General features: G+C 40.3%; 27 protein-coding genes, 1 pseudogene and 1 other annotated feature. Of the genes and pseudogenes, 19 read left to right on the top strand and 9 right to left on the bottom strand.

Annotation, left to right across the window (positions count from 1 at the left end; all coding sequences use genetic code 11):
• Positions 1 to 406: 406 nt before the first annotated feature.
• From speB to N1I87_RS04520, 3 genes are all read left to right on the top strand, one after another.
• Complete coding sequence (gene speB / locus N1I87_RS04510; RefSeq protein ID WP_341100812.1) at positions 407 to 1,390, top strand: agmatinase; 984 nt, start codon at positions 407 to 409, stop codon at positions 1,388 to 1,390.
• Between the two features lie 181 nt (positions 1,391 to 1,571).
• Positions 1,572 to 2,939: a purine-cytosine permease family protein gene (locus N1I87_RS04515; RefSeq protein ID WP_341100814.1), complete on the top strand. Its 1,368-nt coding sequence runs from the start codon at positions 1,572 to 1,574 to the stop codon at positions 2,937 to 2,939.
• Positions 2,940 to 3,219: 280 nt separating this feature from the next.
• Positions 3,220 to 3,615 carry a PAS domain-containing protein gene (locus N1I87_RS04520; protein WP_341100815.1) on the top strand — a complete coding sequence of 132 codons (396 nt, stop codon included), beginning with the start codon at positions 3,220 to 3,222 and terminating at the stop codon, positions 3,613 to 3,615.
• 84 nt (positions 3,616 to 3,699) lie between these two features.
• Here N1I87_RS04520 and N1I87_RS04525 read toward each other — a convergent pair whose 3' ends face one another.
• Complete coding sequence (locus N1I87_RS04525; protein WP_003353982.1) at positions 3,700 to 4,812, bottom strand: RNA-guided endonuclease TnpB family protein; 1,113 nt, start codon at positions 4,810 to 4,812, stop codon at positions 3,700 to 3,702.
• A gap of 87 nt (positions 4,813 to 4,899) precedes the next feature.
• Between N1I87_RS04525 and N1I87_RS04530 the strand changes: the two genes are divergently transcribed.
• On the top strand, positions 4,900 to 5,040 hold the full coding sequence (locus N1I87_RS04530) for a ribbon-helix-helix protein, CopG family (RefSeq protein ID WP_003352379.1): 141 nt from the start codon (positions 4,900 to 4,902) through the stop codon (positions 5,038 to 5,040).
• Positions 5,041 to 5,139: 99 nt separating this feature from the next.
• Positions 5,140 to 6,195: pseudogene (locus N1I87_RS04535) on the top strand (sigma-54 interaction domain-containing protein); the annotation flags it as partial.
• Between the two features lie 290 nt (positions 6,196 to 6,485).
• Here the strand turns inward: N1I87_RS04535 and N1I87_RS04540 are convergent.
• The 3 genes from N1I87_RS04540 to N1I87_RS04550 all read right to left on the bottom strand — a co-directional run bounded on the left by N1I87_RS04540 (position 6,486) and on the right by N1I87_RS04550 (position 8,258).
• Positions 6,486 to 6,977 (bottom strand): YajQ family cyclic di-GMP-binding protein, encoded by a 492-nt coding sequence (locus tag N1I87_RS04540; RefSeq protein WP_003353710.1) that lies wholly within the window; start codon positions 6,975 to 6,977, stop codon positions 6,486 to 6,488.
• 158 nt (positions 6,978 to 7,135) lie between these two features.
• A complete protein-coding gene (locus N1I87_RS04545) occupies positions 7,136 to 7,267 on the bottom strand; it encodes a DUF3941 domain-containing protein (protein ID WP_003353709.1) in 132 nt (43 codons plus the stop codon).
• 121 nt (positions 7,268 to 7,388) lie between these two features.
• Positions 7,389 to 8,258, bottom strand: a complete 870-nt coding sequence (locus N1I87_RS04550; protein WP_341100816.1) for a DegV family protein — start codon at positions 8,256 to 8,258, stop codon at positions 7,389 to 7,391.
• A gap of 127 nt (positions 8,259 to 8,385) precedes the next feature.
• Between N1I87_RS04550 and N1I87_RS04555 the strand changes: the two genes are divergently transcribed.
• Positions 8,386 to 9,240 (top strand): YitT family protein, encoded by an 855-nt coding sequence (locus tag N1I87_RS04555; protein ID WP_341100818.1) that lies wholly within the window; start codon positions 8,386 to 8,388, stop codon positions 9,238 to 9,240.
• Positions 9,241 to 9,517: 277 nt separating this feature from the next.
• Here the strand turns inward: N1I87_RS04555 and N1I87_RS04560 are convergent, their stop codons facing one another.
• Positions 9,518 to 9,667 (bottom strand): hypothetical protein, encoded by a 150-nt coding sequence (locus tag N1I87_RS04560; RefSeq protein ID WP_169799155.1) that lies wholly within the window; start codon positions 9,665 to 9,667, stop codon positions 9,518 to 9,520.
• Positions 9,668 to 10,027: 360 nt separating this feature from the next.
• Here N1I87_RS04560 and N1I87_RS04565 point away from each other — a divergent pair, with 360 nt between their 5' ends.
• The 4 genes from N1I87_RS04565 (at position 10,028) to clpB (ending at position 14,406) form a co-directional block, all read left to right on the top strand.
• Entirely contained in the window at positions 10,028 to 10,789 is a 762-nt protein-coding gene (locus N1I87_RS04565; RefSeq protein WP_003353705.1) for an alpha/beta fold hydrolase, read from the top strand.
• Positions 10,790 to 10,864: 75 nt separating this feature from the next.
• Complete coding sequence (locus tag N1I87_RS04570; protein WP_003353704.1) at positions 10,865 to 11,176, top strand: metal-sulfur cluster assembly factor; 312 nt, start codon at positions 10,865 to 10,867, stop codon at positions 11,174 to 11,176.
• 347 nt (positions 11,177 to 11,523) lie between these two features.
• Entirely contained in the window at positions 11,524 to 11,703 is a 180-nt protein-coding gene (locus tag N1I87_RS04575; protein ID WP_040341183.1) for a YjzC family protein, read from the top strand.
• A gap of 105 nt (positions 11,704 to 11,808) precedes the next feature.
• Complete coding sequence (clpB, locus tag N1I87_RS04580; RefSeq protein ID WP_003353702.1) at positions 11,809 to 14,406, top strand: ATP-dependent chaperone ClpB; 2,598 nt, start codon at positions 11,809 to 11,811, stop codon at positions 14,404 to 14,406.
• Between the two features lie 114 nt (positions 14,407 to 14,520).
• On the opposite strand, the gene N1I87_RS04585 is transcribed toward clpB, so the two are convergent.
• Positions 14,521 to 14,703 (bottom strand): YjzD family protein, encoded by a 183-nt coding sequence (locus tag N1I87_RS04585; RefSeq protein ID WP_003353700.1) that lies wholly within the window; start codon positions 14,701 to 14,703, stop codon positions 14,521 to 14,523.
• Positions 14,704 to 14,892: 189 nt separating this feature from the next.
• Here N1I87_RS04585 and N1I87_RS04590 point away from each other — a divergent pair, with 189 nt between their 5' ends.
• From N1I87_RS04590 to N1I87_RS04605, 4 genes are all read left to right on the top strand, one after another.
• Entirely contained in the window at positions 14,893 to 15,606 is a 714-nt protein-coding gene (locus tag N1I87_RS04590) for a hypothetical protein (RefSeq protein WP_341100819.1), read from the top strand.
• A 180-nt stretch (positions 15,607 to 15,786) separates the two neighbouring features.
• A complete protein-coding gene (locus tag N1I87_RS04595) occupies positions 15,787 to 16,620 on the top strand; it encodes a hypothetical protein (RefSeq protein WP_340395804.1) in 834 nt (277 codons plus the stop codon).
• Positions 16,621 to 16,849: 229 nt separating this feature from the next.
• Positions 16,850 to 17,827 carry a BMP family ABC transporter substrate-binding protein gene (locus N1I87_RS04600; RefSeq protein WP_341100821.1) on the top strand — a complete coding sequence of 326 codons (978 nt, stop codon included), beginning with the start codon at positions 16,850 to 16,852 and terminating at the stop codon, positions 17,825 to 17,827.
• Positions 17,828 to 18,013 (top strand): ComZ family protein, encoded by a 186-nt coding sequence (locus N1I87_RS04605; RefSeq protein WP_003353696.1) that lies wholly within the window; start codon positions 17,828 to 17,830, stop codon positions 18,011 to 18,013.
• 122 nt (positions 18,014 to 18,135) lie between these two features.
• Here N1I87_RS04605 and N1I87_RS04610 read toward each other — a convergent pair whose 3' ends face one another.
• Entirely contained in the window at positions 18,136 to 18,378 is a 243-nt protein-coding gene (locus N1I87_RS04610) for a hypothetical protein (RefSeq protein ID WP_003353695.1), read from the bottom strand.
• Between the two features lie 244 nt (positions 18,379 to 18,622).
• Here N1I87_RS04610 and N1I87_RS04615 point away from each other — a divergent pair, with 244 nt between their 5' ends.
• From N1I87_RS04615 to N1I87_RS04635, 5 genes are all read left to right on the top strand, one after another.
• The gene (locus N1I87_RS04615; protein ID WP_040341178.1) at positions 18,623 to 19,555 is read left to right on the top strand and encodes a beta-ketoacyl-ACP synthase III; all 933 of its coding nucleotides are present in this window, start codon (positions 18,623 to 18,625) and stop codon (positions 19,553 to 19,555) included.
• Between the two features lie 37 nt (positions 19,556 to 19,592).
• Complete coding sequence (gene fabF / locus N1I87_RS04620) at positions 19,593 to 20,834, top strand: beta-ketoacyl-ACP synthase II (RefSeq protein ID WP_003353693.1); 1,242 nt, start codon at positions 19,593 to 19,595, stop codon at positions 20,832 to 20,834.
• Positions 20,835 to 21,762: 928 nt separating this feature from the next.
• On the top strand, positions 21,763 to 22,539 hold the full coding sequence (locus tag N1I87_RS04625; protein WP_327804921.1) for a DUF2268 domain-containing protein: 777 nt from the start codon (positions 21,763 to 21,765) through the stop codon (positions 22,537 to 22,539).
• Positions 22,540 to 22,787: 248 nt separating this feature from the next.
• Positions 22,788 to 23,000, top strand: coding sequence for a hypothetical protein (locus N1I87_RS04630; protein ID WP_003353688.1), 213 nt, complete (start codon positions 22,788 to 22,790; stop codon positions 22,998 to 23,000).
• A 93-nt stretch (positions 23,001 to 23,093) separates the two neighbouring features.
• Entirely contained in the window at positions 23,094 to 23,843 is a 750-nt protein-coding gene (locus tag N1I87_RS04635) for a YjbA family protein (RefSeq protein WP_048622875.1), read from the top strand.
• A gap of 123 nt (positions 23,844 to 23,966) precedes the next feature.
• Here N1I87_RS04635 and trpS read toward each other — a convergent pair whose 3' ends face one another.
• Entirely contained in the window at positions 23,967 to 24,962 is a 996-nt protein-coding gene (trpS, locus tag N1I87_RS04640; RefSeq protein ID WP_156179217.1) for a tryptophan--tRNA ligase, read from the bottom strand.
• 62 nt (positions 24,963 to 25,024) lie between these two features.
• Positions 25,025 to 25,264, bottom strand: a binding site (T-box leader).
• A gap of 48 nt (positions 25,265 to 25,312) precedes the next feature.
• Positions 25,313 to 25,684: a DUF3899 domain-containing protein gene (locus tag N1I87_RS04645; RefSeq protein ID WP_048622877.1), complete on the bottom strand. Its 372-nt coding sequence runs from the start codon at positions 25,682 to 25,684 to the stop codon at positions 25,313 to 25,315.
• Positions 25,685 to 25,863: the final 179 nt, after the last annotated feature.

Genomic DNA, 25,863 nt, shown 5'->3' on the forward strand with positions numbered 1-25,863 from the left:
GACAAATCACTCGTGAGTTTACATAAAAATTGCTTTAAGAGAAATGATTTTAAACACAAACCGTTGAACAGATTACGATTTGGATCGGAAATAAAAATAATTCAATTTTGAATTAAAATGCGAAAATTCATTAATACACGATGGACCAATCTTTCCTGATTAATGATCCACTTTCTTGTTCTACCTTCTCTCCTGTTTGATGCAAAATTGCATCATTCTGTCATCCAAATGCGATTATTTGCGTAGATTCTTTCTTTCTCATCATTCATTCTTTATTTCCGCAATTCCTGAAATTCCGGTAAGCATAGGAGTTAAATATTAAAAAATTTTATAAATTGCTTAAACCTGGCACGGTTTTTGCATAAATCATTTATGTAAGATTTTTTACCTTAAAGGGGGAATATTTGTGACAAATTATCAGCCGAAAGATTCGTCTAAATCTCCGCGTTTTTGCGGGATTCGAACATTTATGCGTTTAGAACAAATCAAAACGACGGATCATGTCGATTTTGTTGTTGTGGGTGTACCGTTTGATACAGCCGCATCTAATCGTACAGGGCAGCGTTACGCCCCTCAGCATATTCGGAATTTTTCTGTGTTGTTGCGTCCGTATAATCCGGATATGGATATTAATGTGTTTGACTATTGTTCAGGTGTGGATTATGGAGATATAGATGTCATTCCTGGAAATATTCATCGTACTTACGACAATATCGTTGCTGAATTAACACCAATACTTGATAAAGGGATTGTCCCGATTATTATCGGCGGAGACCATTCTATTTCACTTGGAAATCTTAGAGCCTTTCACAAAAAATATGGAGCGGTTTCATTAGTTCATTTCGATTCTCATAGTGATACATGGAATGACTATTACGGCGAGAGGTATATGCATGGGACGCCATTTAGAAGAGCAGTTGAAGAAGGGTTGATTGATCCAAGGCATTCCATTCAAATCGGACTGCGGGGTCCTCTTTACAGTGCGCAGGATTATGAAGACGCCAGAGAATTAGGATTTGAAGTGGTTCCGATGAAAGAAGTCCGGAAAATCGGATTCGATCAAGTGATGAAAAGGATCCATGAACGAGTGGGAAACTGGCCTGTATTTGTTTCTTACGACATTGACTTTGTCGATCCGGCATATGCACCAGGTACTGGCACTCCGGAAGTAGGCGGACCGACTAGTTTCGAGGCATTGGAATATGTTCGGGGGCTCGATGGCTTAAATCTTGTTGGATTTGACCTTGTCGAAGTGCTGCCAACCTATGATGCGAATGAAATTACTGCCGTGCTTGCTTCTTCTGTTATTTATGAAATGATTACGCTGACGGCCCTGAAAAAGCGTCGTGAGCTTCAGCAAAAAGCCGAAGTTTTAAATCAACAGCAATAACTACAATTGTTGAACTTGATTTTCCATTACCTAAATAATAACGATTTGAAATAAATCCAATTCTTTTCAAAACAATTTTTCGACAAAATATATCCTCCTTAGCTAATTGAACCAAATGGGATGGGGAGGATACAATCCAATTTATAAATTTTGAAAATTCTAAAAATAGGGGGCTATAAAAATGAAAAAAGTTTCGAATCCATTTGGAAATGATAGCATTTTTCCTTTAAATCGAAATGAACAGAAGATGGGTCTATTTGCTACCTTTGCCCTTTGGTTAGCAGCAAATTTTGTGATCACAACTATTATGACAGGAATGATGTTTATTCCTGACATTTCAATCAAAGATGCAATGCTGGCTATAATTCTTGGTTCTGTTATCGGGGCCATTCCGCTAGCATTGACGGGGATGATTGGAACCCGGACCGGTTTGCCTACCATGGTGATTACTAGGGCTGCATTTGGCCAGAAAGGTTTTATTTTGCCCACATTGCTCAATACACTGATCTTAATTGGCTGGAGCTGGATTCAAGCTTACATGGCCGGCTTAAGCTTGAACTATGCCATTCATTATACATTTGGATATAGCAATATAAATCTTTTTGTCATTTTAACGGAAATATTGGTTGTCATCATTACCATTTTCGGGCATCGTGGTGTGGAAAAAATTGAAAACATCGTATCTACCGCCATACTTATCCTTTCTGTTGCCGTCTTCTATAAATTATTCACGACTTATGATGTTGCTTCCCTTGTTAACATTAAGCTTAATGAAAACCCTGCTATTACGCCCATCATTGCTTTCGATATTGTCATTGCCACCGCTTTTTCATGGATGTCATCGGTTTGTGACTTCAACCGTTATTGCAAGAATGATAAGACGGGTATAATTGGCACTTTAACAGGTTATATTTTAGCTTCGTTGATTGCATTTGGATTAGGGGCCATTGTCAGCGGATTTAGCATTCTAAACGGAATGGAACAAACCTATGATCCGACTGTCCTTCTCTCCCGGTATGGATTCGGACTCGTTGCGGCGATTGTTGTTTTCTTTTCCGTTCTTTCCACTAATGTGATGGCCTTATACAGTGCGACCATGTCTTTTATTAATGTGTACTCAAAAATGAATTTCTGGAAGGCAGCAGTCGGGATTGGGGTCCTTTGCACGCTCGGTGCGCTTTTAAAAGAAGCGCTAATGACAAATTTTTATAATTTTATTCTTTTAATTGCCACACTTTTCATCCCAGCGTTTGCGATCGTGTTAGTTGATTTCTTCATTGTTAAAAAAGGTCATTATGATCCAATCGAAATCGTAACCAATAAGCGAAAAACTTATGAATATCAAAAGGGTATTAATATTATGGCTTATGTTACTTATATTTTAGCCGCTGTTTTTGCCTACTATTTCACATATGTAAATTCTCTTGCCATCGGGGCAACCGTGCTGACTTTCTTTATTTCGGGTGGTATTTATGGTGTATTAATGGCTTTGTCCAAACAAATGTATATATCAACATCCGATCAAAAAGATATAAGTGTTCAAAAATAAAGGAGGTATTCCGTTGGCGGGATTTGAAATCCCTCTAATCCCTAAATTTGTCTAAAGAATGGTGTTTTCCGGCATTTTGGATCTAGAAAAGGGGGTATTATTTCATAATCAATCAATTGAGACATCTCATCAGTTTAAATTTACTCTTTACTTTTGCCTGCCCCTCACCCCAACTCGCGAGTCAAATTCTTTTTCTTATTTGAAAATTGATCGTTATATTCTGATTTTATATAATATTAACAATATTTATTGAAATGTTTTGAAAAGGTGAGATTGACTAATGGATATGCAGTCCGAAATACTTGAGCTTGAACTGGATGCGATTGTAAAAAAATCAAAAGATAATATTGTGATTACAGACGGAAATGGCGTTGTGCTGCGCGCCAGCCCCAATAGCTACGCCATTTATGGAAGCAGCACTGATGATTTAATTGGAAAGTCTGTTTATCAGCTTGAAGAAGATCATATTTTTTCTCCTTCCGTTACGATAAAAGTTTTAAACGAGAGGAAAGAAGTGCGTGTCATGCAAAATACAAAAACCGGGCGTTCTGTTATGGCTATCGGTCTTCCCATTTTTGATCGATCGAATGAAATTATTCGGGTAATCAGCTTTTCACATGATTTAACGGAAATCGAACAAGTGAACTACCCTCCACTTATCAACCTTACGGTTTGATTGAAGTGGGGGCTTCTCGGGTAATCCCGTCTAATGACAGAAAATTGACCGAGCTAACCCTCTCGTTCCGAAAGTTATTATTCTTTATGCTAATAAGCGTAATCCCTCATTTTTGATATTGATTGCTGAATTGTGATCGCGATCTAATACAAAGCCGCAAGAACATTTATATACACGTTCAGATAATGGCATTTCTTTTTCCTTGCCGCAACATGAACACTTCTTAGTGGAGGGAAACCACTTATCAATTTTCACAAGTTGTTTCCCCTGTTCTTTTAGCTTATACGCTAAGAAAGTAGTGAACATCCCCCAGCCGTTATCATGAACGCTTTTTCCAAAGTTGAGGGCTTGAGACATGCCTTTCATGTCTAAGTCCTCAATAATCACAGCGTCATAGTTTGTTGCTAATTCTTTTGACTTATGATGAAGAAAGTTTCTGCGCTGATTCGCTGTCTTTTCATGTAGCTTAGCCACTTTCAGGTGTTGTTTTTCCCATCTTGCAGAACCTTTCTTTCTTCGAGAAAGAATTCGTTGTGCTTTTGCTAATTTATCTAAGGCTTGCCGATAGTAACGTGGGTAATTGGCTTTCTTACCCTGTTCACTCTCGACATATAGACCATCCATAGCAAAATCCAAACCAACAACTTTCTGTATTTTAACTGGACGAATATCTTTCTCATATTCTGTCAAAATTGAAATGTAGTATTTGCCTGTCTTTGTTTTAGAAATAGTGCAAGATTTGATTTTATAATCAGCAGGTATCTCTCTATGCTGTTTCATTTTTATTGGCTTTTTGATTTTTGGCAGTTTGATATGACCATTTTCTAGCTTAATATTTCCGTTGACCATATTAGTTGTATAGGATTGTTTTGCTTTACGATTTTTGAACTTTGGAAAATCCGCATTTCCTTCAAAGAAATTCTTATAAGCAGTCTGTAAGTTCATTTGTGCATTTGCCAAAGCTAAAGAATCCACTTCTTTTAGGAATGGAAATTCACTTTTATATTTTGCAGGGGTCGGAAACTTTTGCTTTTTAAGCAATTCTTTATCATCCTTGAACTTTTCATACGTTTCTTTGCGTTCAGCTAACATCTTATTGTAGACAAAGCGAACACAACCAAATGTCTTAGCTAATAATGCGGATTGTTCTTTGTTTGGTAACAAACGAAACTTGAAAGCTTTGTTTTGCTTGGCCATATCAATTCACCTCACTTTGTGCGGAAAAATTTCGTATATATTGATTATACCGTAAAAAATCCGTACAATCAATATGAGGTGATAATCATGAGAGAAGAGAAAGAACGTGTAGAAATTCGTATGCCTAAGACGATATTAGAAAAATTGGAGCAATATCAAAAAGAAAATGGGATTCCAACTAGAACAGCCGCAATCTTAGAATTGTTGAGAAAGGGATTGGAAAAATAACTTTGGCTAAAGCCAACCGAAATTCATCTCCCACCTACTCATTGGTGCTATTCGCACCTTCACATTCCTAGAGGATGGGAGACTTCTTTCGGAAAGACGTTAAAAGAGGAATTTAAACAATTACAAAAAAAGATTGAAAGATATGAAACGGAAATTCAAGAACTTCGAGACAATGAACAAATCGAAGGCAATACTATTCTGAAAAGCAAAACCATCCAGCAAATCTGGCAGCTCATTAAGCGTGTTGCCAAAACAGATGCTTCGGTTGTCTTTTTAGGTGAATCCGGTGTTGGAAAAACTCACTTTGCTCGTGCACTTCATCAAGCGAGTGAAAGAGTAAATGAAGCTTTTATCGATGTAAACTGCAGTGCGATTCCCGAATCTTTATTTGAGTCTGAGATGTTTGGATATGAACCTGGTTCTTTTACAGGAGCCAGTAAAAAGGGCAAGACGGGGTTAATCGAACTAGCTGATCAAGGGACATTATTTCTTGATGAAATCGGTGAAATTCCTTTATCTATGCAGTCAAAATTGTTAAAAGTGATTCAAGATAAAGAAGTCATTCGAATTGGAGGAGTAAGACCGAAAAAAGTCGATTTCCGTTTAATTACTTCAACCAATCAAAATTTATCGGAAATGATAAAACATGGCTCGTTTCGACAAGATCTTTTTTACAGATTAAGTGTCATCTCGATCACCATACCTCCTTTAAGGGAACGGAAAGAGGATATTGCAATGCTGGCCTATTACTACTTGCAAAAATTCAATGAAAAGTATCGTATGAGAAAATCTCTTCATCCTGCAACGATTGATAAGCTTATTCATTACCACTGGCCGGGAAATGTGCGGGAACTTCAAAATATGATGGAACGCCTTGTAATTACTTCGGAAACCAATATCATCCATCCAGACAATCTACCCTCGGACATTCAAATGGATCGTACACAGAAAACAGATTCTTTATTATTGAAAAACATGAAAGGGAAAACTTTACGAGAAGCAATGGAAGAAGTAGAAATTTTGTGGCTAAGACGTGCCGTTAAGCAATGTAAAACAACATACGAAATGGCGGAATTCTTAGGAATCAGCCAATCCAATGTTGTCAGGAAGCTAAAAAAATATCGAATTAAGGCAAAACCATATCAACATTTATAATTCTTTCTCTCGATTGTAAGCAACTGCCACATTAATGGGACTTTATCCGAGATCTTTTTCATTTTGATTTCTACAAAAATTTATTGTTCATATAACAAGTTAAAACAGTTCGTCTTTATCGGCATCAAACCTGTGTAATCGGCTCGACAAAATATATCTGTGGGGATGAAAAAAATTTGCACAAAAGAATAGGATCAGAACTAAAAAATTCCCAATCAAACGATTGGGAATAAATAATCTGATTCTTATAACCGGCATATGCTGAAAACGTGATGATGGATGTTTCGCCTTCACCGGAAGTTGACAAATTGGACATCGATCGGAAGATCCGCTTCACGGATGGCAGCGATGATTTTTTGCAGGTCATCTTTGTTTTTACCCGTGATACGGATTTGATCTTCTTGAATTTGTGATTTTACTTTTAGACCTGAATTTTTTACAATTGTGTTTATTTTTTTGGCGTTTTCTTTATCGATCCCTTGTATCAATTTTGCCCGTTGGCGTACCGTACCACCGGAAGCTCCTTCGATTTTGCCATAATCGATATTTTTAATGGGTACGCCTCGTTTAATTAATTTGCTTAAAAGAACGTCTTTTAATTGATTGAGTTTAAACTCGTCATCTGAGACTAGTACCAGCTCATCTTTTTCAAGCGAAATATCGCTTTTGCTTCCTTTAAAATCATAGCGGTTTTGGATTTCTTTTAGTGCAATGTTGATTGCGTTTGTAACTTCCGAAAAATCCACTTTTGATACAATGTCAAACGAATTCTCTTTTGCCATGAAACAACCTCCGACTATAAACGATTTCTTCCATTATAGTAAACAAATTGCAAAATCACAATCAATAAAGGGGTCACATCCAGGTGAGAAAAACGCTGGATGCGGCCCCTTTTTAGCAATCACGACGGTGTGTAAAGACATAATAAGAGAAAGGTCGATCATAAATGATCGGTTTTTTTCGAGTATTGGTTTTTCCCTGCTTCTCGGTTTTTCTCTTCTAAAATGTTCTTTTCTTCACGAGATGCTTGCCGATCTCTTGCTTTTTTGTCATTGTCGGATGTTCTTGGCATGATTTTTCTCCTTCCTTCACATTTTCAGGGATAGTATCACCCAAAAAGTTGATAATATGTGTAACAGGAACGGAGAATGGAATATGTTCAATCTTTTGTGCTGCTGTAATTTAAGTGCATATTAAAAGTCGCTTTTTCTAAGTTCATTCAAAAAGAAAATAGCCAAAGTACCAGGACCGGCGTGGGAACCGATGGCCCCTCCGGTTGAGTGAATGAAAAAATGTCGGCATCCAAAGCGCTCTTCGATCATTTGTTTTACTTCGAGCGCGGTTTGTTCGTCGTCGCCGTGACTGATTCCAATCATTTGGGATGAAAGATCCGCTCCGCGCTCTTCCATTAAATCAAGCATCCGCTTAAACAGTTTTTTTCGGCCTCGGATTTTTTCGATCGGCACTAATTTTCCGTCCTCCACATGCAGAAGCGGCTTGATATTTAGGAGACCACCTAAGAAAGCGGAGGCCCGGGATAATCTTCCGCCTCTTGCCAGAAAATCTAAATCTTCTACCGTAAAAAGATGCTCCATATGCCGGCAGCGGAAGGTGATCTCTTCGACAATGGATTCTTTTGAGGCGCCGCTTTCTAACATTTTAGCGGCTTCGATCACTGCCAGCCCTTGGCCGAGAGACGCACATTTAGAGTCAATAATGGTGAGATCAAGGGATGGGTAAGTTTCTTTCACTTGATCCCGGATCATGACCGCCGTTTGATAGGTACCGGATAATTCGGAGGAAAAAGCAATATAAATCCCTGAATCTCCGCTTTCAGCCAGCTCTGTAAAATGCTTCATAAAAACCTCGGGAGAAGGCTGTGAGGTACTGGGAGATGCTCCATTCCGAATCGCATCATGAATGGTTTTGGGATCAATTGAAAGGATATCTTCATATGCCTTGTTATCTAATTGAACGATCAACGGTATTAACGTAACGGAATGCTCCTGAAAAAAAGAAAGCGGAAGATCACTGCCGCTGTCGGTAAATAAACGAATTGCCATATATAATCACCTACCAATCAAAAGTTATTAACCTTAGTGTATCTATTCTTTTGCCCCTTGACAATGCTTATGGAAAGAGCATAAGGTGAATAAGTACATCAGGCTAGATCAATCAGGAGGAAACAAAATGGATACCATCAAAATAGGGAATGAGGCAAAAAAAATCGTAATTGTCGTATTCGGAGCTTTTTTAAACGCACTGGCAATGAATTTTTTTTTAATTCCAGCAAACGTATATTCTAGCGGTTTTACCGGTATTGCGCAATTATTGTCCAATCTATTGCAGGAATTTACGAAGATTCACATTTCGACAGGTATCTTTTTATTGATCTTAAATATTCCGGTGGCTATTTTGGGTTGGAAAAAAGTCGGGAAAACTTTCACCTGTTACAGCTTTCTCTCTGTGGTGTTGATGTCTTTTTTTCTTCAGTTTCTCCCGGTTAAAGCGTTGTCCCATGATATTTTACTGAATGCCGTTTTTGGAGGCGTGATAGCGGCTGTCGGAATCGGTTTGACACTTAAATACGGGGCTTCCACTGGAGGTCTTGATATTATCGCGATGGTCCTTTCCCGCATGAAAGATAAGCCGGTTGGCACTTATTTTTTTCTGATGAATGGGGCCATTGTTTTGACTGCGGGATACGTATTTGGATGGGAAAAAGCGCTCTATACGATTGTTTCTTTATACGTTTCCACCCGAGTCATTGATGCGATCCATACTCGATACGCAAAATTGACAGCCATGATTGTCACGGACAAGCCGGAAGAAATGAAACAAGCGATTTACAGAAAACTGGTCAGAGGAATAACGGTTGTTCCGGCGAGAGGGGCTTTTTCCAATAAAGAGAAACAAATGATGATGATCGTGATCACACGCTATGAATTGTACGATTTGAAAAAAATCATTCAAAGTGTCGACCCCAAGGCTTTTACCAATATTGTGGAAACAGCGGAAGTGGTCGGCTTTTTTCGAAAAGACTAAAACATCAAGCTGAATTCCAGACAGTGGAATCTAGATGGATCGCCGTTCGCATTATAAGCAGCAGCAAATCTTTTCCATAAAATTGGATGAGGAAGAGTCTGGGCCCGTTCAAGCAGGACTGTGATATGAGCCGCTCAAGCAGGCTCCGTCCTGTATGAATGACGGGCCCCTTGCGCGGCTTGAAGGCTGGTATTAAGAAAGGGTGTATTTCGTTAGACAAGTATTGTATTTCCTTGACGTTTTTTAGTTCAGCTGAAAGTTCGTGATGATATAGTAGCTAAATTTCTTCTATGTCATTTCGGGAACTGTTCATTTTTGCGGCTTCTGCTTCGGCATATGTCATATGGTAGGGAATTTTCAACGCATGTTGTTGAACGGAGTTTTTCCCGTCATGGATAAATCGTTTTGATTTATTCCGTTTGCCCATTCGATCCACCCCTTTTTATTGATGAACGAAAATTCGCTCTTTTACATTGTTCCTCATCATCTAGTGCTCCACACACGTACTTTCTCCCTGCCTTTCCAGCTCCTGCATCGTTCGTTCATGGGTGCGAGAATGTTTTTTTGGTCATCATCGATCGGCCTGAGGAATCGCATTTTATGTCATGAATCATTTGCAAAAGTCCCTTTTTTTACCCACCACTCTGTCAGATTAGGTTGTTTTTAATCTATTCATAAAATTGATTCAACATGACGAACGAAGAAATAAGAAAAATGAAAAAAGTATAGGAAATTTTTGGACTATCGATTATGATACATAAAGAAAGGGAAGGGAGGATTCGTCAAAATGATGATCGTTCAAAAAGAATATGTGAACAATATTCCGGTCTTGCATGTAGTGAAACAATCATTGTTGGATCAAAAAATACCGTTCATCATATTCATCCATGGTTTTCAAAGTGCAAAAGAACATAATCTTCATTACGCTTATTATCTAAGCGAAAAAGGATATCGGGTTGTTTTGCCGGAAGCCTCTTTTCATGGAGAGCGGGAAGAATCCATATCGGAAAGGGAGCTAACGTATCGATTTTGGGACATTGTGGTAAACACCATCCAAGAAATAGAAGCGATTAAAAATCATTATGAACAAAGGATAGATGAGGGCCGGATCGGCGTTGCCGGCACATCTATGGGAGGAATTGTGACTTTAGGAGCTTTAACGCAATATTCTTGGATTAAGGCGGCTGTCAGTTTGATGGGGTCCCCGGTGTATGAGGATTATGCCCGCCGGCAAATCAGCGAAATTCAAAAGCGTGGATACCATATTCCTTTTACGGAAAAGGAACTGGAAAAAACCTTTAATAGGCTGCGGACCTACGATTTAAGCCAGCAGCCGGAAAAACTAAAAGGGCGTCCTTTGATGTTTTGGCACGGAAAAAATGATCCGATCGTTCCTTTTCAAAATGCCTATGATTTTTATTTGTCCAACCGGGATCAATATGAAAATCATCCCGAAGACCTCTTTTTTATGCTGGACGAACAAAGCGGCCATAAAGTGTCTCGTTCCGGAGTATTAAAAACAGTGGAATGGTTTTCCGAAAAACTGTAATCAGAATGTGTGATTTGATTACTACCGTAGGTTATGATTAAAATAGTGTTAAATAACGAAAAAGGAGTGAGGGAAGTGGATGAGGCTTTAAAAGAGAATATTCTCGGTGCACTTGAACAGGTCATCGATCCGGAAATCGGCATTGATATTGTGAATCTTGGCCTAGTTTATGGTATAGATATGGACGAAGAAGGAAAAGCAACGATCACGATGACTTTGACGGCAATGGGATGTCCGCTTGCTTCCACCATTGTGGATCAAGTGAAATATGCGTTGAGCGATATTCCTGAAATTAAGGATGTCGATGTGAATATCGTTTGGAATCCACCGTGGACAAAAGATCGAATGTCTCGCTACGCTAAAATCGCATTAGGAATTCCTGATTAATCAATAAATCTGTGTATAGTTCCAAAGAAAATCGTTTATAGAAGTGGAACTGATGAGTAAGAATAACCACCTGCGCATTGGTGCGCAGGTGGTTATTCTGTAAATGAACCATCCGACAAATCCATTATTGCCGTTCTGGCAAAAATATTTGCTCCTTCTATCTAAATGTCGGGCACCTTTTATATTCATTTTCTCGCATGTGTTTTTTATTAGAAACAACAGAGTAATGATAATGGTTGGAATGGATGACGGAAATAACCGTGTATAGATAATAGCGGGAGGCAAATTCTATGTACAGGCGCAAATATGCGTCAAAAAACAACGTCGTTTATGCGGAGGGGCATGCGTTGGGACAAAAAAGGCAATTTCATCCCGGAGAAAAAGCGCCGAATAACGGAATTTATGTAGAAGTAGGGGATACTGGAAGCAATGTGGTGAATCCAAAGCAAATCAAATTGGCAAAAGGCGACCGATTCCCGGAAAACTCAAATGACGAACGAATATGGACGTATAAACGGAAACCGTAATGTATGACAAGCAAGCCATCCGGAGACGGATGGCTTTACAGTTAAATCGGAAAAGTGAATAATGAATGTTGGAAAAAGGAATGAAAAACGGATGGAGGGACCCATATGGATATCCAGCGGATGACGTATGCGCTTCAGGAAGGAATGGCGGAAGCTCAAAAATTGGCAGAGCAACAACAAAATACAGAAATGGACTTACCTCATCTGTTTTATGCGTTATTGAACAAAAGCGATAGTTTAATGGCCCATATTTTTGAGCGGGTCGGGTTGTCTAAAGAAGAAATTATCCATTATTTTCAAAAGCGGTTGGACGAATGCCCCAAAGTCAGCGGAGAAGGCGTCCAGTACGGCGCCTATCTTTCTAATCATCTGCAGATGCTTTTTCAAAAAGCAGACAAGGTGCGGGAGCAATGGAAGGATGATTATCTTTCGGTAGAACATGTGGTTTTGGCAAGCATGGATTTACCGGATCACGACTGGAAACAGTTTTTACATAAACATCAAGTGTCAAAGTCGCAGTTGGCTGCTGTTATTAAAGAGATAAGGGGGAATGAAAAAGTGGCAACCCAAAATCCGGAAGCCGTCTATGAAGCATTGAAAAAATACGGACGGGATCTTGTCGAGGAAGCGAGACAAGGAAAAATGGATCCTGTCATTGGCAGGGACAGCGAAATTCGCCATGTGATCCGGATTCTGTCTCGGAAAACGAAGAATAATCCGGTTTTAATCGGTGAACCGGGTGTTGGGAAGACCGCGATTGTGGAAGGCCTTGCCCAAAGGATTGTCCGCAAAGATGTCCCTGAAGGATTGAAAGATAAAACCATTTTTGCTTTGGATATGAGCGCGCTGATCGCTGGAGCCAAATTTCGGGGCGAGTTTGAAGAAAGGTTAAAAGCGGTTTTAAATGCGGTTAAGAAAAGCGAAGGGAAAATATTGTTGTTTATTGATGAACTGCATACGATTGTGGGCGCCGGAAAAACAGAGGGAGCCATGGATGCAGGGAATATGTTGAAACCGATGCTGGCGAGAGGCGAACTCCATTGTATTGGGGCCACAACATTGGATGAATACCGTCAATATATTGAAAAAGATCCGGCGCTTGAACGTCGTTTCCAGCAAGTTCTCGTTCAAGAACCGACAGTGGAAGATACGATTTCGATATTACGGGGCTTAAAGGAACGGTTTGAAATTCACCACGGCGTTAATATCCATGATAGGGCTCTTGTAGCCGCCGCAACGCTTTCTAACCGTTATATTTCCGATCGGTTTCTTCCTGATAAGGCGATTGACTTGGTTGATGAAGCGTGCGCTTTGATCAGGACGGAAATCGATTCGATGCCGACAGAATTGGACGAAGTGACGAGAAGAGTGATGCAGCTTGAAATTGAAGAAGCTGCCTTAATGAAGGAGACGGATGATGCCAGCAAAGCACGCCTTGAGATATTGAGAAAAGAATTGGCGGATTTAAGAGAAACAGCGAATGAAATGCGGGCAAGATGGCAGAAAGAGAAAGAGGCTATTCAAAAAGTTCAGGAAAAACGCGAACTGTTGGAAAGACTTCGCAGGGAGCTGGAATTGGCGGAGAACCAATATGACTTAAATAAAGCAGCTGAATTGCGCCATGGAAGAATTCCCCAAGTAGAAAAAGAACTGAAGGAACTGGAAAACGAAGCCGCAACGAAACAGGACGAGAATCGGCTTCTTCGGGAAGAGGTGACAGAAGAAGAAATTGCGGGGATCGTTTCCCGTTGGACAGGCATACCCGTTACCAAGCTTGTGGAAGGAGAAAGAGAGAAATTACTGCGATTAGAACAAATTCTCCAAAACAGAGTAATCGGCCAAGAAGAAGCAGTGAAGCTGGTGAGTGATGCTGTACTGAGGGCAAGAGCGGGAATCAAAGACCCAAATCGTCCGATCGGATCGTTTTTATTTCTTGGTCCGACAGGCGTCGGAAAAACAGAGCTGGCAAAGACACTCGCAGAGGCATTATTCGATAGCGAAGAGCAAATGATTCGGATCGATATGTCCGAGTATATGGAAAAATTTTCTGTTTCGCGTTTAATCGGTGCTCCTCCTGGATATGTCGGCTATGAAGAAGGGGGCCAACTTACGGAAGCCATTCGCCGTAAACCTTATTCGGTTGTTTTATTGGATGAAATAGAAAAAGCGCACCCGGAAGTATTTAATATTTTGCTGCAAATGCTAGATGACGGTCGAATCACGGATTCACAAGGAAGAACGGTTGATTGCAAAAATACGGTTGTCATTATGACTTCCAACTTAGGCTCTTCCTACTTGTTAGATCGAAAAGAAGAAGGAGACATTCAACCGGAGACAAAAGAAAAAGTATTGAACGAATTAAAGCATCACTTTCGCCCGGAATTTTTAAACCGTGTGGATGATATTATTTTGTTTAAACCGTTGACGATGGAGAACGTAGAAGCCATTGTGGAAAAATTGCTCAGTGAACTAAAACAAAGACTGAAAGATCAGGAATTGGATCTTAGAGTCACGGAAAACGCTAAGAAGCTCATTGCGAAAGAGGGATTCGATCCGGTATATGGAGCCCGGCCATTGAAACGGTTCATTCAACATCAAGTAGAGACTAAGCTGGCAAGGGCGATTATTGCTGGCGACATTTTGCCAAATAAAGAAGCGGTGATTGATGAAGAAAACGGAGAGCTCATTGTCCGTTCTTCCTAAATAGACGGGGAGATCTGTTCGCTCACACCTTCATGGCTGAAGTATCCATTTTGGACATTGATGAAGGATGCCACAAGCCAAAAGGGGCGACCTCATCGGCCGCCCCTTTTGGACTCAATGTTTTTCAACCGGTTCGTCCGGAATCAGCGAGCTTAACAAAAAGATCAGAATCGCAAAGACAAACGTTAAAAGAAGGCTGAGACTGAAATTAAACGCTGCTCCGGCCATGGCTCCCACAACATATACGAGCATTAAAGACAAAAGAAATGCCCATACCAGTGTCATAATGAAACGCATCGGTTATTCACCTCGTTTTATAAATCAGTATGTACCTATTATACCTCTATCTTACCACACTTCCGTTCGATGATGAAATCTTTCTTACACATTTGAAACTCCTCCGTTTTGAATAGGCTGATTCCTTATCGAAAAATCTGTTGACTTCATACAATATTAAGACTCACTATGCAAAAGGAGAAGTTGATCATGCAGCAAAAGATATTTCAGCATGATAGAGAGTGGTGCATTGTTCATTATCCAGTAAAGCCGAACGGTTTTGCCGTTATGATTCTAGGAGATCAAAACCATTATGTCACAGAAAAAGGGAGTTTTTGGATGGAAAACGAAACTAGGAGGGATTGGATTGACCAGTTGACGAAATCCGGCTATCTGGTATTTTATTCCAGCGAAAAGGCTGTGGAATCTGCATTGAACTTATACCACTATATAAAAAGACAGGAGATTATCAATCAGCGTATTCATATTCTAGCTGAGGGAACCGGAGCGCTTTTACTAAAAAACATGTTAACGGGTATTCAGTCCAATTTGCGCTGTGCAGTCGTCATCACTCCGTGCATTTCCCTACGATTGCATAATGAGCAAGAAAGAAAACAGAAGTTCTTCTTGAAAAAGTTCAGGAAGGAAATTTCTGTGGCTTATCAGGTCAAAGAAAAGGAATGGGAAAAAGTGATCCAAAAGGATACAGTCATCCCGCTGATCAAAACGAAAAATCCCCTTTATTTTATAGAAATCATTGGACACCCATCGTATAAAGGACAATTGGAAATCGTCCAATCTGTTTGTAAAGAACGGATGAGGAACCATTTGCCGGTAAAACTCGAATTCTTTTTGCCGGAGAAGCGGCCGCTTATTATTCGAAAATGTTTGCGATATTTTCGCGAGCATGAAAAAGAATTATAAACCGGAAACGAACGGTTCATAAAAAAAGAAGGATCCTCACAAAAAAGGTCGCATATGCTCTACCAAAAGAAGCTTAAATGAAAGAGTTTCCTCGCTTAAGTTCATTTTTTACTAAAGATCCTATAACAGCTAAGATTGGGAAGCATAAAATAGCCATATGGGGAATAAGGGGGGATACCTATGAATGATGCAGTTGTGTTTTCCGGTAATTCGTTTATTGGATTTGAATTGTGCCGAGTCTTTTTAGAGGAAGGAATGACGGTCCTTGGCTGCGATGAAGATGAGCTGGATGAGGATCGTTTGTTGGAGATAGGGAGAAATGCTAATTTTCAATATCAAAAATTTCATCATATTCAAAGACCTGAGCACATACCATCCCCATCTTATCTCGTTTTTTCTTTTTATGATGGTTATTACCACCGAAAAGAAAACGCTTGGAAGGCGATCAAGCCCGTTGTTGAAAAAAGTTTGGATTGGAAAAAACATCATTTTATCTTTCTGTATCCATCTATTTGGTTGAAAAGAAAAGAAAAACATGATTTATACGTGGAGGCTGAGGAACTCCGAAAACAAGCTGAAAAAGAAAAAGCGCCCGTAACTGTTTTTTATTTACCGACCGTTTTCGGCCCTCGCCAGCCCAGTTCTTTTTTATTGGCGGAAGCGATGACCAATCCTGCTTTTCAATGGGAACAAGCTTGCATTGATGAGGATCTTGAGGATGCTTTATACGTAGAGGATGCCGTCGACGTCATCAACAGGCAAAAAGAAAAGTCTAATACTTTTATCCTGGTAAATGCCAATCCGTCGAGCTGGGAAGCGGTTATGAGCCGTGTGATCCATGACGAAGAACAAATAAACGCTTTAAAAAAACGCTGTAAAGATCAATCACGAAATGCCTATCCTTTTGAAACCTTGCAGGTTGAAAACAAATTACCTATAGACGAAGCAGTACAAAAGCAAATTATTCATATAAAAAAACGAGAGATTTGTGATTTCCCCTTTTTTAAGTTTTAGAAGAAGTGTAGAATAAAGACGGGTTCAAATCGGGTACTTTTTCCTAGTGAAGAAATGGGAAAGATTCGTAAATCTCATTTTTCATTTAAAAGAGTTGGAGGGGGCGTGCTTTATGGATTTTTCTCTTTTTATACACGTACTCCCTTTAACATGTTAGAGCATCAACGCATATTTTGTGCTTTAACAGCTTTTACCTGAAGTGAGGGTTTGGAAAGAGGGAGTTCTCGGAATGGCAAAAAAAGTCGCAGTTGTAATTATAGTGATGATCTTATTTGCTTTGCTATCTTCTTGCAAGAAAGAAGATGATAAAGGACATCTTCAAAAAGTTGGAATACTGGTACCGGAAACCATAAATGATCAAGTATGGGGTACAAAGGGATACAGTGGTATGCTTCGTATTCAAAACCGTTTCGGTGTGGATGTTTATTACAAAGAATGGATGAACTCTAAAGTGCTGACGGAAAAAGCAGTAGAGGAATTTTCGCATAAAGGGGTTAATTTAATTTTTGGACATGGGAGTGAATATGCAGAAGACTTTAATCAAATAGCCTCTAAATTTCCAAATATCCATTTTGTCAGTTTTAATGGGAATGCCAAGTGCAAAAATACGACAAGCCTCAAGTTTGAAGGTTATGCTATGGGATTTTTTGGAGGAATGACGGCCGCCCATGAAACGAAAACAAAAAAGATCGCTGTTCTTGCTACCTATAAATGGCAGCCGGAGATCAAAGGGTTTGTGGATGGCGCCAAATATGAAAATCCTGACGTTCAAGTGTTTAAACAATATGTCGGAAATTGGGATGATACAGATCAGGCGCTTCATTTGCTGGATGGGCTGATTGACAAAGGGGCGGATGTCGTGTATTCGGCCGGCGACCGCTACAGTGTCCCGGTTATTCAAAAATTGAAAGAAAAAGGATTATATGCCATTGGCTATGTGTCTGACCAATCGGATTTAGGAAAGTATACGGTGCTTACAAGTACTGTACAGCATGTTGATAAACTTTATGAAGTAGCCGCCGCGCGTTTTGCAGAAGGAAAGCTTCCTCCTGGAAATTTGTATTTTGATTTTCAAGACGGTGTCATTACGATGGGTAAATGGAGTCCCGTGGTTGATAAACCATTCCGAGACCGGTTGAATCGCGATATCGCCATTTATACCAAAACAGGAAAGCTGCCAAGCAAAAGTGATAAGGGAGGCATTTAAATGAATGAACAAAAAAATATGGAATTCGTGCAAATGGCCATGAAATACTTACCTGAGGCGCAAGAAAAATTAAAGGAAGCGGGAATCAAACTTTCCATGGAGTTGATTCAGCCTTTTATGGATCTGTTTTTGAAAGTGATGAACGAAGCATATGAACTAGGGAAAAAAGAAGCCTTAAAAGAATAGGAATGGAAAAGGGGGGAATCCTATGATAATAGGGTTCTCCCCTAAATCATAGACCGCTTTTTTGCCGCAAGTATTGAAAGTCCATCCATTTCATCTTCCTGTTGGACGAATGAAAAGTTTTTTTATTTTTTGATCCATTTTTCCAATAACGGCGTGACTTTATTCAAAAGCGGTTTAAAATGCCCAAAAGAGGACATCAATATATCTATTTGATTCATCAATTCCATAAATTCAACGTTTTCCAGATCCGTCTCATCTTTTTTGTTCTCCGATTTTTTTTCGCCATTGCGTTCATGTCGGCCAAACATCAGTTTGTCAAAAGGGTGTATATTGGTTTTTTGCTTCTCTTCCTCTTCCGTGCTCATAAGTCAGCTACCCCCTTTCCTTCTACCTTTTAGTTTATGTGTCTCAATCAAAATGGAATGGATAGAGTCCTATAGATATAGTGGGTTGAGGAAAAAAGTTTGCAAGACAAAAGTATTTTTGTTAAGATTAGTACCAGGTAATAATATGTGCTTATACCACTTTCTATAAGTCAATTGACGCTTATTGCGTATTTTTCGCAATGAGCGCTCGTTGAACAAAGTTTTAAGAAGGAAGGGAAGCGTGTTGAACGCAGGAATTATTGGAGTTGGTCGCTACGTACCAGAAAAGGTTGTAAAAAATACAGATTTAGAAAAAATCATGGATACGTCTGATGAATGGATCCGTACGAGAACGGGAATTGAAGAACGGAGAATTGCCGGAGACGATATGGATACATCCGATATGGCGTTTGAAGCTGCGAAAAACGCCATTGAACATGCTGGAATTTCTCCAAAAGAAATAGACTTAATTTTAGTGGCTACTGTCACCCCGGATCAGCCTTTCCCTACGGTCGCATGCATGCTCCAAGATCGATTGGGGGCAACCAATGCGGCGGCGATGGATATTAGTGCTGCTTGTGCTGGTTTTATGTACGGGCTGGCAACCGCCCAACAATTTATCGTTTCAGGTACTTACCGTTACGTGTTAGTGGTGGGGGTTGAAAAACTTTCGAAAATCACGGACTGGAGCGATCGGAATACAGCTGTACTATTTGGCGATGGAGCTGGGGCAGCCGTAGTAGGACCTGTTTCTGAAGGAAGAGGAATTCTCGCTTTTGATCTCGGTGCGGATGGATCCGGCGGGAAATATTTGTACCAAGACCGATATATTCATATGAACGGTCGGGAAGTGTTCAAGTTTGCGGTTCGACAAATGGGAGAATCCTGTATTCGTGTGATAGAAAAAGCGGGACTTTCTAAAGAAGATGTCGATTTTCTAATTCCTCATCAAGCCAATATCCGGATTATGGAATCTGCTCGCCAACGCTTGGAGCTTCCTGTTGAAAAAATGTCGAAAACCGTTCATAAATACGGAAATACTTCTGCTGCCTCTATTCCAATTTCGCTTGTGGAAGAACTGGAAGCTGGTAAAATAAAAGATGATCAGGTTATCGTGATGGTAGGATTTGGCGGTGGTCTGACATGGGGAGCTGTTCTTCTAAGATGGGGACGGTAAAAATAAATCTTCTTGAACTCGTAAAGGAGATGGGGTAATGGAGAAAAGACGTGTTGTTGTAACCGGGCTTGGTGCGGTTACACCTGTTGGATTAAATGTTGAAACTTCTTGGGAAAATATCATAAACGGAGTAAGCGGGATTAAGCCTCTGACAAGAGTGAATCCTGATGAATTTCCTGCTAAAGTAGCAGCTGAAATAAACGATTTTAATCCGGAAGACTATTTAGAACGAAAAGAAGCAAGAAAAATGGACCGCTTTACTCAGTATGCCGTAGCTGCTGCCATTCAAGCTGTAAAAGATGCTGATCTAGTCATTGATGAATCAAATGCAGAGCGAGTGGGAGTGTGGATCGGCTCCGGCATCGGCGGCATGGAAACATTTGAACAGCAGTTTGAAACATTCCAAAAAAGAGGTTACCGCCGAGTCAGCCCGTTCTTTGTTCCGATGATGATTCCTGATATGGCAGCCGGCCAAGTTTCTATTCTACTTGGTGCCAAAGGAATTAATTCCTGTACGGTGACAGCTTGTGCAACCGGCACAAACTCTATCGGTGACGCTTTTAAAGCGATTCAGCGCGGAGATGCCGATGTGATGGTGACGGGCGGTACAGAAGCTCCTATCACTCGTATGAGTATTGCTGGTTTCAGCGCCAATACTGCTCTTTCTACAAATCCGGATCCAAAAACGGCCAGCCGCCCCTTTGATGCAAATCGCGATGGTTTTGTCATAGGGGAAGGTGCAGGAATTATTGTTTTGGAGGAACTGGAACATGCATTAAAAAGAGGAGCGCGAATTTATGCTGAAATCGTTGGTTATGGCATGACAGGCGACGCTTATCATATTACAGCTCCTGCCCCGGGAGGAGAAGGAGGAGCGCGGGCTATGAAAAAGGCGCTCCAGGATGCCGGTTTAAAACCGGAAGATATTGATTACATTAATGCCCATGGAACAAGCACGCCGTACAATGATAAATTTGAAACGGCGGCCATTAAAACGGTTTTTGGTGAGCATGCATACCGTCTAGCTGTTAGCTCCACTAAGTCTATGACAGGGCATTTGCTTGGTGCGGCCGGGGGCGTGGAAGCTATCATCACCGTCCTTTCAATAAAAAATGATATCATGCCGCCGACTATCAATTTGGAAACAAAAGATCCGGATTGCGATCTCGACTACGTTCCACATGAAGCAAGAAAACAAACGGTTCGCGCAGCCATCAGTAATTCATTCGGATTTGGCGGACATAATGCCACGATTGTTTTTAAAAAATATGAACAGTAATGGGTTTATGTCTTAAACGATTCATTTTGAATGTGTAGGATTAGATGATGGAAACCCTCAAAAAGGACAGAACGTGTTTTTCCGTTCTGTCCTTTTTTAATGTGCGCCCGGCATGTACATGAACTATAGGGTGTAAGTCCCGAACCCCGAAGACAGAAGTAGAGGTTAGCCAAGAGCAAGGGTGTCCGTGGTGACGCGGAATCTGAAGGAAGCTGGAGGCAAAACACCGGTCCGAGGAACACGAACCTCATATAAGGCTAGGTATGATTGAGTGAGTTTGCATAACAAAACAAAGCTCTTTCTGTCGAAGGTCATATCGAGTAAATGAGGCGGATAGATGGTGTGAAAGTGCATGTACTTACCCGGGGAGGTCTGGCGGATATGTGAAGTACTCTTCATAACCTACTTAGTGATAAGTAGCTGAACCGTCAGAAGTCAGCAGAGGTCATAGTATTAGTTGGTCTAGAACAACTAAGAAGGACCGAACAATTAAGAGAGAATAGCCCTTGGTATTCAGTGAGTCATGATGAACACAGAAAACGTAGTACCTCACTTGAGGGAGGAAGCGGTGAATCCCGTGGGAGACCTCTTGGAGGGTGGAGTGACCACTGGCATAAAGAGAACAGCTATTCACGGAAGTTATAAAGACTTGCGTCAATGATCTTAATTGAACCGCCGTATACGGAACCGTACGTACGGTGGTGTGAGAGGACGGGAGTTAATCGCTCCCTCCTACTCGATTTAGCCAATGACTGAAACCAAAATGAGACGATTTCGTTTTCGCTAACCTTGTGAAGAAAAACATAGATAAGAGAGCGATCCTCCCTGAATCATTTTGGAAAGCAAGGGCTTAGTGGCCTTGCTTTTTTGTGTCTTTTGAATGGTTTTGAACATAAATATAAATACATAAAAAGGGAGGATGCCTTTCATGGGTGTATACAATACGAAAGAATGGCTAATGAATCATTGGGACGAACCACTCGAATGGATGAGCAAGATCGACGAAATCTCAGAACGGGAAGCGATTTCGTTTTATCGCTATTTACAAAAGCACGGCATGTTTGCGCCTTCCAAACGAACAAGATCCACTTTTGAGGGTCTTGTACAGAAAAAAGCTTGGAAGGAAATGGAACGTCTTTTTTTAAAATATAAACAGCTTTGGAATGGTCCCGATATCGGCATTTATTTGTTTCCTGTTCAATCTAATTTTTCCCTTTTTGGAGACAGACCGAACAAATCGGGTCTGGCTCTAGGCGACAAGATGTTTTTGTTTTTATCTCCCGACATTGACAAAGAACAATGGGAAGCCGTGTTTGTTCATGAATATCATCATTGTGCTCGGATGGAAAAATTGGAAAAAAGAGAGGAAGAGTATCGACTTTTAGATTCCATTTTGTTTGAAGGACTGGCGGAGTTTGCCGTGAAGGAATATGTAGGAGAAAAATGGAATCCCTCTTGGTGCAAACAATATACGTCGGCTGATATAAAAAAATGGTGGCGTTCTTATGTACAAGATCACCTCATGCTGTCCAAACAAAATCCTGTTCATGATCGAATTTTATATGGGAAAGGCATGCTGCCGTCTATGCTTGGGTATGCGACGGGATTTGCCATTGTTGAGGAATGTGCAAAAAAATGGAAGAAAGGGACAAAGGAAATGCTTGCTCTGCCTGCCGAAACTTTTTTGAAAGAATGGAATCAATGATCACCTGTTTCCATCTCCCCATATAAAGGGGGATTTTTTGTTTTCAGTAAGGTTGAAAAATGTCTAAACGGTTTTAACGCAACGGAAATTCGTTGATCACATTTATGAATGTGAAAATTTGATTTTGAAAAAAGAAAGCATGTCGAGGAAATATCGCTTTCGCATAATAACGGGATTTCAGGAATATACATGAATCAAAAACGTTGGACAAGCCAACAGAGAGAAAATGGCGGCGAGGATGGAAAAAGGTGGGGAGAATCTTTTTTTGGCTTTTCGGATTCGGATTATCGGTGGCCGGCGGGGTCAGCATAATCTTGTATGTGAATTTAATGGCTGCAGGGCTGACGTTTGTTGAATACGTGAAATTTCTTGCGAAAAAAGGGAATTGTTATTTGTTTGTACTCGGATTGATCATCATCAGTCTTTCCATTTACTATCCACAGCCAAAGAAGAAAAAATAAGAACACATTCAAAAACATCCCCCTACAGGAATAATTTAACTTTCTTTTGCCCATACTGTGTGACAAATGAAGAAGATGTAAGGGGGGCTCTACATGTTGTACTTGCATGATGTCTGGGTAAATTGGTTTGAAGGTGAGGAAAACGGATATAATGTCTGTCCGTTTCATGAATGGAGGAAAGAGGACGCTATTGAATTATTAGACCAGGTGCCTCTTTTGAAAGTAAATAAGCTATTATACCACTTTATTGAAAATGATATGTCTGATTTGCCGAAAGACTTATTAAATGAAGTCTATCAAAAAGCCTATTTAAGAAAAAACCATGAACGCATCCAGTTGGATTATGCATTCGTTGTAACAGACGGAGCCGGTATTTTGGCTGTCGATACTATGGGCTACACCATCCCGATTCGAAAAAGCCGTTTGATTCCCCGTCAGGAACAATTAGTATACGAAATGATTGAAAATGAAGAAGAAGCAAACTTCGAATGGGAATTAGCTCATAAAGAGAAAGAACATCATATTCTTTCTCCTCTTCCGGATCAAATGTTCGGACTGACCAGGAAAGAAAGACAGCTGAAACAACTTTTGTTTATGGCTCTTGATCAACTTCAGTCTTCCAAAAATACAGCGGAAATTCGCTATTGGTATACAGAATGGGCGCCGGAAAAATATGCGCAAATTCAAGAAATGAATTTCGATGAAGCATGGAACGCTCTCTATGAAGAAACGAAAGTAGGCTGGACCGAAAAACATATGCAGCTTTGCGAAAATATTATTCGGGGACAAGCCTTTTTTGAAAAACTGTGGGAAATGGAAAATGGTTCTTCGAAAGTGAATTAAACGATGAGGCTTTGCAGGAGCAAAAGGTTATTCCAGACGGAAGATGAGTGCCATCTTTCTGCTATTTTTTTGAATCTTTCATGAAAAATCACCGGCCGCGGGATGAGTCCCGCGGCCGGATTTTTATCTTCTTCTTTTTCTTCCGAGCCCCATGGCGTTTTTCATTTTTTGCAGCATTTTATTGGCCACATAGTTCGCTTTTTCTGCCCCGCGGTCGAGAATTTCATCCAGTTCTTCAGAATCGATGAGTTCAGCATAACGTTGTTGAATCGGTTTTAACTCTTCGATGATTAATTCCGCCAAATCTTGTTTAAATTCTCCATACCCTTTACCGGCGTATTTTTCTTCCAACTCTTTGATAGAAATATTTCCGAGAACGGAATAAATCGACAACAGATTGGAAACTCCGGGCTTAGCTTCCCGATCATAGCGGATAACTCCTTCAGAATCGGTAACGGCACTTTTGATTTTTTTCTCGATGAGTTTTGGTTCGTCAAGCAAGGTGATAAACGCTTTTGAATTCGGATCGGATTTGCTCATTTTTTTCGTAGGATCTTGGAGAGACATGACACGCGCTCCGGCTTTCGGCAAGCGGATTTCCGGTATGGTAAAAATATCGTTGTACTTTTTATTAAATCGTTCCGCCAAGTCTCGCGTTAATTCAATATGTTGTTTTTGATCTTCTCCAACAGGCACTAAATCGGTATTATACAATAAAATGTCGGCTGCCATTAGTGGAGGGTATGTGAGAAGACCGGCGGAAACCGCTTCTTTGCCGGCTGATTTATCCTTAAATTGTGTCATACGCTCCAATTCGCCGATATAAGAAATACATTGAAGAATCCAACCGGCTTCCGTATGGGCAGGAACTTCGGATTGAATGAAAAGAGTCACCTTTTCCGGATCAAGACCGACCGCCAAGTACAATGCCGCTAAACTGCGGATGTTTTTGCGAAGCTCAAGACGATCTTGCGGAACAGTAATGGCATGCTCATCCACTATGCAAAAATAACAGTTGTACTCGTCTTGCAGTTCAACAAATTGCTTCATTGCCCCAATATAGTTTCCCAGCGTAATCGTTCCGCTAGGCTGAATTCCTGAAAAAATTGTTTTCATCATTTCTTCCCTCCATCATGTATTATGAATTTTTTGATCCATAAAAAAACCATTCGTCCGTAAAGATTAGGGACGAATGGTTGTTCCGCGGTGCCACCCTAAGTTGCTCGCATGGAGCCACTTTGTTTCCATTCACATGGAATCCTTTTAACGCAACGGAATGCGCCTCTTCACTACTAAGCTTGAAGCCGTTCGCAAAGGGAGCTCGAAAGTCCATTCCAGCCGTCCGATTGTTTGTTTCCACCGACCACAAACTCTCTGGAAAACCGGTTATCGGCTGTACTCTTCTTTCTCATCGCTTCAATTATGTGTGTTCCTGATTATAACGAATTTTTAACAAGGATTCAAGCGGCTCAAGGGGAAAAGAGAAAGGCAATCATCAAATCTAAAACCACAAAAAAACTGCCTGTGATGATCAATGGATTCGTGAAACGAATTTTTCTTTTGCCAGCATCTAAACGTGAAACTACCGTTTGATCGACTGGGTCAAATTGTGAAACATACTGGCCTTCTTTGGACATTTTTCTTATTTGTTTAAAGCTATTCATGATTCCGTCAAAAAAACCTCCACCATAAACGAAAAGAAAGAGACCGATCGTCAAGAAAAAGAGACCGATCAAAAACGTGGAGTTGACAAAGCTAGTAAAAAAAGATTGCGGATCTATCAAAGAATACAAGGCAGAAATCAATATGTTAACAAAGAATAAAATAAAAACCGTCTTCATGAACAACGCTCCCTATGATATCGTAACAATCTTTTGCAGGTTGCAATCGCCGTTTCTACCTTTAAGTATACTTGTGATGAAAACGGCAGACAATGATCGGTCCACTTTAAAATCCATTATTTTCATGAAATGATTCTCATATTATTTTAGAAAAATACATCCATATCATGAATAGAAAA

The organism is Bacillus sp. FSL W8-0102 (genome assembly GCF_038007225.1).
Lineage (GTDB): Bacteria > Bacillota > Bacilli > Bacillales > DSM-4216 > Bacillus_O > Bacillus_O smithii.